The organism is Sphingomonas sp. Leaf257, from assembly GCF_001422185.1.
Lineage (GTDB): Bacteria > Pseudomonadota > Alphaproteobacteria > Sphingomonadales > Sphingomonadaceae > Sphingomonas > Sphingomonas yabuuchiae.
On record NZ_LMMH01000003.1, the window covers coordinates 49,904 to 62,484 of the forward strand.

Here is a 12,581-nt window from a genome sequence, read left to right on the forward strand (position 1 = left end):
GCATCCTCTTCATGGTTTCGTACATATGGACGTAGACGTCGGTTCTGACAATATACCCGTATAGGGTACTCGATATCCGTAAACGCGCCCTGAACAGGTAGGCTCCGCCGTCAAGTACGCGCCCATTCCTCCCCGACACGACGCAACACGTCGAGCGGTACGCGGCCATGCCGCAGCACGGCGGTATGGAACGCCTTCAGGTCGAAACGGTCGCCCTTTTGCTTCTTGGCGGAATCGCGAATCTCGACGAACACCGAATGGCCGAGCTTGTAGCTCGCCGCCTGACCGGGATTGACGCAGTAACGCTCGACCTCGCGGGTGGCGAAGCCCTCCGCCTCACCTTCCGCCTCGACGAAATGGCGGATCGCCTGTTCGCGGGTCCAGCGCAGATGGTGCAACCCGGTATCGACGACGCAGCGATTGGCGCGGAACAGCAGGAACTTCAGATAGCCCAGCTGCCCCAGCGGATCGTCGTCATACATGCCGATCTCGTCCGCCAACTGCTCGGCATAGAGGGCCCAACCCTCGCCATAGCCCGAAAAGCCGTTGATCTTACGGATCAGCGGCAGGCGCGTGTTCGACAGCGCAAGGCCGCTCTCCATCTGATGGCCCGGCAGCCCCTCGTGATAGACGGTCGTCGCCAGGCAGAATTTGGGCCAGTCGGCGCTGTCCTTCAGGTTGAAATAGACGAGGCCGGGGCGCGAGCCGTCGATCGCGGGAGCCTGCGCAAAGGCCGCCGCCGCGCCCGCCTCGGTCTGCGGCGGCACGCGGCGCACCTCGAAGCCGTAAGGCGGAATGCGCTCGAACACCTGGGGCAGGCGGGTGCGGATCGCGTCCAGCCGCGCGTTGCAATAGGCGATGGCCGCGCGCTTGCCCTCATCGGTATTGGGATAGAGCTGGTCGGCATTCTTGTAGAGCGCGGCCATGCGCTGCCCGACACTGCCCTTGGTATAACCCTGTTTCCGGAGCAGCGCATCGAGCCGCGCCGACAGCATCGCCGCCTGCTCGCGGCCAAAGCGGTGCACCTCATCGGGCGAGAAGCTGGTCGTCGTATTGGCCTTCAGCGCCACCGGATAATAAGCCGCGCCGTCACGCAGTTTCCAGACGCCCGCGTCATGCGTCGCCCTGGCCCGGAGCGCCCTGGCATAGGCGATCTGGCGGTCGAGTGCGGGCAGCACCTCGGCATCGTAAATAGTCCTGGCCTGTGCGGCGTAACGATCGCCCAGCCCCTTTTCGGCCGTGCGACGCGCGAGCGACTGGACGACCAGCGCCTGGTCGGCGGGCTGGCGCGTCTTGCCCATCTGTTCGAGCGCGAGGTCCAGGATGAAGTCGGGCGGCACCACGCCTTGCCCCGCGTCATGGCGCATCCGGTCGGTTTGCGCGTCGATCTGCCGGGCAAAGGCGCGCATCCGCATCAGATAGGCGTCGGCATCGCCCGTGCTGGCGATCTTGTGTTTGGTGTCGAGGAAATCGGGGACCGACTGGTATGCGCCCGACAGCTGCGACACGACATAGGGGCTGGGACCGTAGGAGCTGCCGCCGAAATCGAACGCCTGCACGGCCTGGGCCGAACGGCGGGTATAGAGGATCGATTCCAGGTCGATCCGCTCCTCGGGCGACAGGGCGGCGGGATCGATCGCCCGCAACCGGGTCAGATCGGCCTGGGTCGCGGCCTTCGCCGCCGCGATTCCGGCGGGCGACTGGTCGGAAAGTCGGCTGCGCAGATCGGCATTCGCGCCGGTGTCGAGGCCGAGATTGGTCGCGGCTTCGGGGCTGCGGCGGAGCTGTTCCTGGACCAGCGTGTCGAACAATCCGGTCAGCTGGGTGGACGGCGTGTTCTGTGCAACGACGCCCTCGCTGCCCGCCGCCACGGCGAGTGCCGCCGATCCGCCCAGGAAATGCCGCCGGTCTATCATGCTGGTCCCCTTTTCGGTTTTCGGGGGGCAGCGTAACGGGATTTGGCGGGAATTGAACCGGTTATGTCGCGACGGTTTTCGCGTGGGCTTCGACTTCGCTCAGCCTGAACGGCTGTTGGGGTATGGGACTGGATACCAAATTTCGTTCAGCCTGAGCGAAGTCGAAGCCCACGCCCCACCCCAATGAAAAAGGGCGGCCTGTCCACCGACGCGCCGCCCTTCCACAATTCAGCCCGCGGAAATTACCCCGCGCGCGTGCCGGACAGCGGGAAGCTGCCGAACGCGCCCGCACCGACGGAGCCGGTCAGCATATCGCCATCGGCGGTCGCTTCGCAGTCCAGCGTCATCGGCATCGGCGAGGAGATCGACATCTTCCACGTGATCGTATTGCCCGACACGTCGCCCTCGATCTCCATCGCGCCCATCTGGCCGCCGCCGGAACCGGTGAAGCGATCGCCCTCGGTCGTGACCGTCAGCGTCATTTCCTGGTCACCCAGCGGCGACTTGACGATGCAGTCCCAGGTTCCGTCGATTCCCGCCATTCTCACTCTCCCTTATTGTGCCGCCGGGGCGGTCGCGACGATCGCCGACGGTTCGACCACCTCGACGGGCAGGCCGAGCGTATCGAGCTGCGGCTTGACCGTCTTGGCATCGCCGACCACCACCCAGACGAAGCTCTTGGGGTTCAACGCCGTCTGGATCGACTTGTTCAGCGCCGGCAGGGTCATCGCCTGATAACGCTGGGTGATCGTCGCATAGTAATTGTCCGGGCGACGGTACAGGTCGTTGGCCTGCATCGCCGACAGGACCGCCCCCGAGGTTTCGAAATTACCCGACAGCGAACGGATCGCGCCGGTGATCGCGCGGTCATATTCGACCTGATCCATCGGCTTGGTGGTCAGGAACTCGGCCACGTCGGTGCGCAGCGCGTCGATCGACGGGCCGGTCTTGTCCGCCTGCACCGGTGCCGACATGATATAGGGCGCCGCGAATTCCGACGTCTGGAACCCGCCCCGCACGCCATAGGACCAGTGCTTGTTCTCCCGGATATCGGTGTTGATGCGGCTGAGGAAGCTGCCGCCCAACGCGTCGTTCGCCGTGTTCTGGAGCAGCAGGTCGTCCACCCCCTTCAGCGCGGTCGGCGCGCCCGCCATGATCATCGACTGCGGGCTGTCGGGCCGGTTCACCAGCACGATCTTCGGCGCGGAGGGCTGGCCGGCGGTGAAGCTCTTCACGCCCGCCGTACCGGTGCCCTTCCAGTCGCCGAACACCCGGTCGAGCGCGGCCTTCACCTCGGCCAGCGGACGGTCCGAGGTGACGAAGATCTTCGCCTTGTCGGGACGCAGCCACGCCTGCTGGAACGCGATCAGCTGCTCGCGGGTCATCGCCGCGACCGCCGCCGGATCGCCCGCCCCTTGCGCCTTGGCATAGGGGCTGGTGGGTCCATAGACGAGCGGCGGCAGGACGCGGCCCGCCAGCCCCTGCGGGCTGGTCAGCTCCTGCTTGATGCCCGCCAGTGTCTGCGCCTTCACTCGCGCCAGTTCGGGATCGGGGAAGGCCGGGTTGCGCAAGATATCGGCATAAAGGTCGAGCGCGGGGGCCAGGTTGATGCTCGGCACGTCCAGGCCGACGACGGTGCGGTCGTTCGTCGCGCTCGACCCGATCGAGGCGCCCAGCCGCTCCTGCTCCTCGGCGATGGCGATGGTGTTGCGATGGGTCGTGCCCTCGTCGAGCATCGCCTGCACCATCCGCTGCGTGCCCAGCTTGCCGGGCACGTCGGCGGCGATACCGGCATCGAACGAGGTCGCGATCTGCGTGACCGGCACAGCGGTGCGCTGGGCGTAGATCAGCTCGATGCCATTGGCCAGGCGGCTGCGCTGGACGGCGGGGAAGCTCAGCGGCTTGACCTGTCCGACATCGGGCAGCGGCCCGCGCGTGCCCTTGGGCGCCTGTTCCGGGGCGGCGGGCACATCGGCGCGCGGCGGCACCTTGGCTTCCTCATAGGCGTCCCGCGCCCCCGGCACGACGGTCAGGGTATAGGCCGGGCGCGACAGCCACTTGTTGGCCGCCGCCTTGACGGTCGCGGGCGTCTGCGCGGCGATCCCCTCGAGCTGCTTCTTATATTTGCCGGGATCGTTCGAATAGAGCGTGCCCTCGGCCAGCGCGACCGCCTTGCCGCCGAAGCCGCCGACCGACTCCAGCCCCTGGACGCGACCCGACACGAAGCGGGTCACGGCGCGCTGCACCTCATCGGCGGTCGGGCCGTTCTTCAGGAAGTCGGCGAGGATCTCATCCATCCGCTTGTTGACCAGCGCCGGATCGACGCCGGGACGGACGATCGCCATCATGTTGAACATGCCGACCTGCGAGAAGGGACGGTCGCCCGCCGACACCTGCACCGCCAGCTTTTCCTGCTTGACCAAGATATTGTCGAGCCGCGACGAGGCGAGCCCGCCCAGAATCGAACCGGCCACGACCAGCGAGGCGGTTTCAGGATCGTTCAGCCCCGGCACCGCCCAGTTGCGGCTGATCATGACGGCGGCGACGCGGTCCTTCATCTCTTCGTTGACGGGCGCGGGCAGCGTCGGGATGGTGACGGTCGGCAGCACGCTCTTCGGACCCGGCTGGATCGCACCGAAATATTTCTCGACCAACGGCTTGGCGGTGGCGACATCGATGTCGCCCGCCAGCACCAGCACGGCATTGTTCGGGCCATAATGGCTACGGAACCAGTCCTTCACCGTCTCCAGCGAAGCCTGGTCGAGATCGGCCATCGAGCCGATGGTCGAATGGGCATAAGGATGCCCCTGGGGGAACAGGCCGCTCAGGATCTTGTACTGGGTCAGGCCATAAGGCTGGTTGTCGCCCTGGCGCTTCTCGTTCTGGACGACGCCGCGCTGCTCGTCGAGCACCCCTTGCGTCACCGCGCCGAGCAGATAGCCCATGCGGTCCGATTCCAAGAACAGCGCGCGGTCGAGCGCGGCGGTCGGCACCGTCTCGAAATAATTGGTCCGGTCGAAATAGGTGGTGCCGTTGTAATCGGTGGCGCCCACCGACTTGAGCGGCGCGAAGAAATCGCCCGGCGCATTTTCCGAGCCGTTGAACATCAGATGCTCGAACAGATGGGCAAAACCCGTCTTGCCCTTGGGCTCGTGCTTAGACCCGACGTCATACCACACGCTGACCGCCACGACGGGCGCCTTGCGGTCGGTATGGACGACGACGCGCAGGCCGTTCTTCAGCGTGAAGGTCTGATAGGGGATGTCGACCGCCTTCACGAGCGCCGAGACGGGTGCGGGCTTGGCGGCGGCCACGGTCTTCGGCGCGGCCTGGGCCAGAACGGCCTGCCCCGGCACGACGAACGCAAGGGCGGCGGCGCCGGTCAGCGCCACGGACTTGATACGCATCTTTTTGAGTCTCCCCACTCAGGTGTATGGCCCGAGCATAGCGCCCGCGCGGCGGACCGCAATCCGGCGTGACGTACGGATTTCAGCAGGAAAGTCTTTCGACCCTTTCGTTATCGAAACGGCCATCCCATGTTGCGGACAGGAAATTCCGCCCACCCCTTGTGTTGCCAAAATGCAACACCATCTGATCTGGAAAGCGACAGGAAGACCAGATGAACCTCGAAAAATTCACCGACCGCGCAAAAGGCTTTCTGCAAGCCGCGCAGACCGTGGCGATCCGCAACAGTCATCAGCGTATCGCCCCCGAACACCTGCTCAAGGCGCTGATCGAGGACGATCAGGGCATGGCGTCTGGCCTGATCCAGGCGGCGGGCGGCGATGCCAAGCGCGTCGAGCGCGAGACCGATGCGGCGCTCAGCCGTATTCCGGCCGTCTCCGGCTCGGGTGCACAGAGCTCGCCCGGCCTCGACAATGACCTGGTCCGCGTGCTCGACCAGGCCGAACAGGTTGCGCACAAGGCAGGCGACAGCTTCGTCACCGTCGAGCGGTTGCTGCTGGCGCTGGCGCTGGCTTCCACCACGGCCGCAGGCAAGGCGCTGGCGGCGGGCGGGGTGAATCCACAAGCCCTGAACGGCGCGATCGAGCAGTTGCGCCAGGGCCGCACCGCCGACACGGCGGGCGCGGAGGATCGCTATGACGCGCTGAAGAAGTTCGCCCGCGACCTCACGCAAGTGGCGCGCGACGGCAAGCTCGATCCCGTGATCGGCCGCGACGAGGAAATCCGCCGCACGATTCAGATCCTCGCGCGCCGGACCAAGAATAATCCTGCGCTGATCGGTGAACCCGGCGTCGGCAAGACCGCCATCGCCGAAGGGCTGGCGCTGCGCATCGCCAATGGCGACGTGCCCGACACGCTGAAGGACCGCAAGCTGATGGCGCTCGACATGGGCGCACTGATCGCGGGCGCCAAATATCGCGGCGAGTTCGAGGAACGGCTGAAGGGCGTGCTCGACGAGGTGAAGGCGGCCGAGGGCGACATCATCCTGTTCATCGACGAGATGCACACGCTGATCGGGGCCGGGAAAGGCGACGGGGCGATGGATGCCTCCAACCTCTTGAAGCCCGCTCTCGCTCGCGGTGAGCTTCACTGCGTCGGCGCGACGACGCTCGATGAATATCGCAAATATGTCGAGAAGGACCCCGCACTCCAGCGGCGGTTCCAGCCGGTCTTCGTCGGCGAGCCCACGGTCGAGGACACCATCTCGATCCTGCGCGGGCTGAAGGAGAAATACGAACTCCATCACGGCGTGCGCATCACCGACGGCGCGCTGGTGGCGGCGGCGACCTTATCCAATCGCTACATCACCGACCGCTTCCTGCCCGACAAGGCGATCGACCTGATGGACGAGGCCGCCAGCCGCATCCGCATGGAGGTGGAGTCCAAGCCCGAGGAGATCGAGACGCTCGACCGCCGCATCCTGCGCCTGAAGATCGAGCGCGAGGGACTGCGCCGGGAAAGCGACGCCGCCAGCATCGACCGGCTCGGCCATCTGGAGGAGGAACTCGCCAATCTGGAGGAGCAGTCGCACACGCTGACTCAGCGCTGGCAGGCCGAGAAGGACAAGATCGCGGGCGAGGCCAAGCTGAAGGAACAGCTCGACCAGGCGCGCATCGAACTCGACCAGGCGCAGCGCAGCGGTGACCTCGCCAAGGCGGGCGAGCTCTCCTATGGCCGCATCCCGCAGCTGGAGAAGCAGCTGGCCGAAGCGCAGTCCGCGACCGAGGGTGCGATGCTGCGCGAGGAAGTGACCGCCGACGATATCGCGGGCGTGGTCAGCCGCTGGACGGGCGTGCCGGTCGACCGGATGCTGCAGGGCGAGCGCGAGAAGCTGCTCCGCATGGAGGAGGTGATCGGCAAGCGCGTCATCGGCCAGGAAGATGCGGTCCGCGCCGTTTCCACCGCCGTCCGCCGCGCGCGTGCCGGGCTACAGGACCCGAACCGGCCGCTAGGCTCGTTCCTGTTCCTCGGGCCGACCGGCGTCGGCAAGACCGAGCTGACCAAGGCGCTTGCCGAATTCCTGTTCGACGATCCTTCCGCCATGGTGCGCATCGACATGAGCGAGTTCATGGAGAAGCACAGCGTCGCCCGGCTGATCGGCGCCCCTCCGGGCTATGTCGGCTATGAGGAAGGCGGCGTGCTGACCGAGGCGGTGCGGCGCAGGCCCTATCAGGTCGTGCTGTTCGACGAGGTGGAGAAGGCGCATGGCGACGTGTTCAATGTGCTGCTCCAGGTGCTGGACGATGGCCGCCTGACCGATGGCCAGGGGCGGACGGTCGACTTCTCGAACACGCTGATCATCCTGACCTCGAACCTGGGCAGCCAGTATCTGGCGGCGGTCGAGGACGGACAGAGCGTCGAGAGCGTCGAGCCGCAGGTGATGGAGATCGTGCGCGGCCATTTCCGCCCCGAATTCCTCAACCGGCTGGACGAGATCATCCTGTTCCACCGGCTGGGCCAGAGCCATATGGGCCCGATCGTCGACATCCAGGTCGGCCGCGTCGCCAAGCTGCTGGCGGATCGCAAGATCGGCCTGCACCTGACCGATGCCGCGCGCGAATGGCTGGGCCGGGTGGGTTACGACCCCGTCTATGGCGCACGCCCCCTGCGCCGCGCGGTCCAACGCCACCTCCAGGACCCGCTGGCCGAGGAAATCCTGCGCGGGAATGTGAAGGACGGCGCGACCGTCACCGTCGACGAGGGCGACGGGAAACTGGCGCTGTCGGTGGGGTGAACCCGCGCGAGGCCGGGAAACCGTCCCGGCCTCGCCCCCTCAGACCGGAACCGGCCCGCGCCGCAACCAGCCGGTGATCGCATAACGGCGATAAGGCGCGGCGCGAGTTACTTCCGACACGCTATGCGGTTGCGGCACGGCGAAGATGTTGAGCGTGTTGAACTGCGGCACCCAGGCTTCAGCCGCGTCGCCCTGCACGCCGTGAAACAGCAAGAGCCCGCCCCATTCGCACCGCCATGCCGGCGTCAGCCCCAGCACATAGGCCGCCACCCTGTTCTTGCCCGCCACACCGTCGTCATGGCCGGTCAGGAAATCTCCAGGAGCATAGGCCGTCGCCTGCGCATCGGCCATGGCGACTGCATCATCGCCCACTATCTTGCGCAACATATCGAGCGTCGCTTCCTGCGACATCCAGCGGGCAAAGACCGCCAAGGGATCGTCGCTCGCGATCCGCGCGGCCGCACCATCGGGCGTACGAATGGTCTCGTAACGATATTGGAAGCCATGGCGCGCGCCTGCATAGACGGCATCGTCCAACGCCTGCCGTTGCTCCGGGCTCATGCCCTGGCGCGTCGTGCGATCCAGTTCGAACAGGCGATCGCCACTGTTCACCACCTGACGCCAGTCGCCACGCTGGCGCAGATGCTCATGCCACCAGACCGCGCATTCCTCAGTCAGGATGGCCGGAATCCGCACCCGCCCGTCCCGCGCGAAGTCCCGCGCCAGGCGATCGGTGTCCAGGGACGGATTGAGTCGAAGCGGCGGTCGATTCATGTTGCGACTGTTCAACCATCCGCCAGCCGCCAGCAACCGTAAACACGCCCGATCGATCGTGTGCCGCAGCCAAAGAAAAAGGGGCGGCCCGTCAAGGACCGCCCCCTAGCAGAGTTCGCCGAAGCAAACCCTGGGGTTAGAAGTTCACGCCGAACTGGATACGCGCCGAGCGGCCCGCATTGTACGACGTCGGCAGCGAATAGACCGGCTGCGGCGCACCCGCCGAGGTCGTACCCGTTTCCTGCAGGCGCAGGACCGGCTTCGAGTTGAAGACGTTGAACACCGACAGACGGACAAAGCCGTTGAAGGCGTCGGTCGGCACGGCCACCGTCGCGTCGAGGTTGAGCAGCGCCAGCCAGTCCGACTTGAGCTGCGAACCGCGGTTCACCACCTGCAGGGTGCTGGGGCGCGCGCCACCGGCCCGGTTGAACGGGTCGTTGATGACGGTGAAGCCCGCCGGGTTACGAACGACCGATCCATTGACGAGGTTACAATAGGCGCCGCTGGTCGTGTAATACAGACCGGTGATGCCGCCCGGCGCCGTCGCGTCATAATCGGCACTTGCCGGCGGGCGACCATAGCAGCCGAACTTGCGCGGCGCACTGACCGAGCCGTTGAAGCTGAGCGTCAGCCAGTCCGCGAACTTGTAAGAGCCCCACGCCTTGAAATTGTGGCGGCGATCGTTGGGCAGATACCCGAAAGTGCCGTTGACCAGCACCGGAAGGTCGAAGGCCGTCGTCAGACCGGCGTCGGACTGCGCATTGTCAGACCGGACACCGCCTTCAATGTTCCCGTAGTTCTTCGAGTAGGTGTAGTTCGCGTTCAGCGACCACTTGCCGTCCCATTCACGTTCGAACGTGAAGTTGACGCCGCGATAGGTGCGCTGTGCCTGCGGATATTGCAGCGAAGCCGCCGACAAGGTCACGGTCCGCGGGGTCGCTTCGCCCGGCAGCGGATCGCTCAGCGTGACCGCCACGTCGCGGCCCGGATTGATCAGGGCGAACTGATGGACGCCGTTCCAGATCGAACGGCAATCCGCCGCCGCCTTGCCCTGCGAGATGCAGTAGGGGAGGATCGCCTGATCGAGCGCGGCATCTTCCAGCGAGTTGTTCAGCTTCGTCTGGATGAAGTTGAAGCCCACCTTGATCCGGTTGCCGAGCCGACGTTCCACACCGAAGACGATCTCGTCGACCGACTGCGGCTTCAGGTTCGATGCCACCACCGAGACGGTGCTCGGCACGGTTCCGTCGTTGCGCAGGGTGCAGGCCGTGCCAGCCGGCGAGTTGTTCGGACAGGCGGTAAAGCCCGCCCCGGTCGTGATCGGCGCGCCCAGGATCGGGGTGTTGTCGGCCATCAACCCGCCAAACTGGTAATAGGCGTCATAGTCGAGTTCGCCACCGGCCAGACGGACATTGGTGTTCACCGCAACGGGGATGAAATAACGGCTGTACGACCCGAAGAACTTGGTGCGACCATCACCCAGCGGATCGACACTCGCGCCCAGGCGCGGCGCCCACTGGTTCTTGGCAAGGAAGAAGGTCTGCCCATCGCCATTCTTGTTCTCGAACCGGTCGTTACGGATGCCGAGGTTCAGGTTCAGGCGATCACTCAGCAGATGCCAGTCGTCCTGAACATAAAAGGCCGTGTTGCGGGTCGAGAACTGACCACCCGTACGGAACACACGCCCCTTGATGTAGTTCGTGCCGCCCGGCAGTCCGATGACCGGATCGATCGTCGTTGCCGCGCCCGAGGCCGTCAGAAGCGTGTACTGCGCGCCACCATTGGCGACGCTGATCGAATTTTCGTCCAGATCTTCACGGTCGTAACCACCCCGAATGTGGTGCGATCCCAGAAGTTCGAACCGGATATCGGCATCCGCGCGATAGAAGGTACGCTTGTCGAAATTGAGCGATGCGTTGCTCAGCGTGTTGCCGATGCCGCTATTGGCCCCGTTCCGCTGGTCGGTCACCGATGGCAGATTGGGCAGGCTGGACTCGGTGGTATCCCGGTTCTTGTTGACGCCATAGGCCGCCGACAGGGTCAGCCACTGCGTGAAACTACCCGTATAGCGGAAGACGTAGTTTTCACCGCCCGATTGGTAGACGTTGGTGGCGATGTAACCACCCGGATTGTTGGTGTTCAGATTGTAGCGCTGGCCGCTCGCCAGCGTGTAGCGGCTGGTGCCGTAGACATTCTCGATCCGACGACCGGTGGTGTTCCAATAGGTCGCCTCGAGCCGCTGGCCGTCGACGATAACCGCGTCGATCTTGCCGCCCCAGAACGGGCTGGTGTTGCGATTCTGGCTATAGGAGGTGCCGACGATCTGCTGGTTGAAGGTGCTCAGATCGGCGAAGTTGGCGCACAGTGCCGGGTTGCTGGCGCAACCATTGACCCCCGTCCCCGTGGCCGACGCAACGCCGGTATAGCCCTGGCCGTCGCGAATATCGCGGGCATTGTAGAGGCCATAGAAGAACAGATGGTCCTTGATGATCGGACCCGAGAGCTGTGCGATGAACTCGTGGCGATCCGAATAGGACGAGTCATTATCCGCCCCATAGGTGTTGCGCGTCTTCGACACGAGGCTGTTCGGCTGCCAGTTGAACATCACGCCGCCATGCCACTCGTTCGAGCCGGACTTGGTGGTGCTGTTGATCATGCCGCCGGTGAAGCGACCGAACTCCGCCGGGATACCGCCGATCTTGGTCTGGACCGTCTGATAGAATTCGAACGGGACACCCGCCGCACCCAGCCCGTTGCGGAACTGCGTGACGTTCAGGCCATTGATATAATAGACATTCTCGGAGATCGACGCGCCGTTGATCGACGGGAGCGCCGCGAAACGATTGTCGCCACCGACGGCGCCTGGCGCCAGCAGGACGACCGACGTCAGATCGCGGCTCACCGGAACGCGGGTCGCCAGGTCCGCCACGTCGACGGTCTGGCCGATGGTGTTGCTGCTGAAATCGACGACCTGCACGCGGCCTGCGGTCACGACGATGTCGCCGCCGGTCTCGGCGTTCACCGGCTGAAGATTGAACTGGTTCGCAGCACGGCCCTGAATCAGGCGCACGGCCGGATCGGTGAAGCTGTCGAAGCCATCCGCGCTGATCGTGAAGCTATAGGTACCCTGCGGCAGCGCCGTAATCACATAGGAACCATCAGGCTGCGTCGTCGCGCTGCGGCTGAAGCCCTGTGCCGCCGACGTCACCGTTACCGTCGCACCGCCGATGGCCTTGCCATCCGTGCCGATGACGCGGCCGGTTGCGTTTACCTGCGTATAGTCCTGCGCAGCGGCCGGAGCGGCCGCCACCATGGTACCAACGCCCGCACCGATGATCGCCAACGCCTGAAGCGCGGCACCGTGGCGCAGCACAGCCTTCGAGAAAAAACCTTTTTCCGTCACGTTCTATTCCCCCTCAAGAACGCCGTGATCGGCGCATCTCAATTCGCCTCGTGAAGAAGCGATGACCAACATATGTCAGGAAAATGACGTCAGGCTGCAAAGGATTTTTGATATATTATTCTTTTTAGGCGCCAGACCTTGCGAAAATGCAACAGTTTAAGATTCAATGCCGAACGATTGCTACAATTACGGTCATGCTTCTCCAAGATATGCTCTAAATTTGGGCTGATCCGTCATGGCGACCTAATTCAATACCACACTCAGAGTGTTAGGACAGCAAAGCAGTATA

6 protein-coding genes are annotated in these 12,581 nt (G+C 64.8%); 1 reads left to right on the plus strand and 5 read right to left on the minus strand.

What is annotated here, in order from left to right:
• Positions 1–110: 110 nt before the first annotated feature.
• The 3 genes from ASF14_RS04190 to ASF14_RS04200 all read right to left on the minus strand — a co-directional run bounded on the left by ASF14_RS04190 (position 111) and on the right by ASF14_RS04200 (position 5,323).
• Positions 111–1,916, minus strand: coding sequence for a DUF885 domain-containing protein (locus ASF14_RS04190; RefSeq protein ID WP_056432106.1), 1,806 nt, complete (start codon positions 1,914–1,916; stop codon positions 111–113).
• A gap of 242 nt (positions 1,917–2,158) precedes the next feature.
• Positions 2,159–2,458, minus strand: a complete 300-nt coding sequence (locus tag ASF14_RS04195) for a hypothetical protein (protein ID WP_056432109.1) — start codon at positions 2,456–2,458, stop codon at positions 2,159–2,161.
• Positions 2,459–2,470: 12 nt separating this feature from the next.
• A complete protein-coding gene (locus tag ASF14_RS04200) occupies positions 2,471–5,323 on the minus strand; it encodes a M16 family metallopeptidase (protein WP_056432112.1) in 2,853 nt (950 codons plus the stop codon).
• A gap of 212 nt (positions 5,324–5,535) precedes the next feature.
• Between ASF14_RS04200 and clpB the strand changes: the two genes are divergently transcribed.
• Positions 5,536–8,115 carry an ATP-dependent chaperone ClpB gene (gene clpB, locus ASF14_RS04205; protein ID WP_056432115.1) on the plus strand — a complete coding sequence of 860 codons (2,580 nt, stop codon included), beginning with the start codon at positions 5,536–5,538 and terminating at the stop codon, positions 8,113–8,115.
• A gap of 39 nt (positions 8,116–8,154) precedes the next feature.
• Here the strand turns inward: clpB and ASF14_RS04210 are convergent, their stop codons facing one another.
• Positions 8,155–8,889 carry a 2OG-Fe(II) oxygenase gene (locus tag ASF14_RS04210; protein ID WP_056432117.1) on the minus strand — a complete coding sequence of 245 codons (735 nt, stop codon included), beginning with the start codon at positions 8,887–8,889 and terminating at the stop codon, positions 8,155–8,157.
• A gap of 136 nt (positions 8,890–9,025) precedes the next feature.
• Positions 9,026–12,292 carry a TonB-dependent receptor gene (locus tag ASF14_RS04215; RefSeq protein ID WP_056432120.1) on the minus strand — a complete coding sequence of 1,089 codons (3,267 nt, stop codon included), beginning with the start codon at positions 12,290–12,292 and terminating at the stop codon, positions 9,026–9,028.
• Between the last annotated feature and the right edge of the window lie 289 nt (positions 12,293–12,581).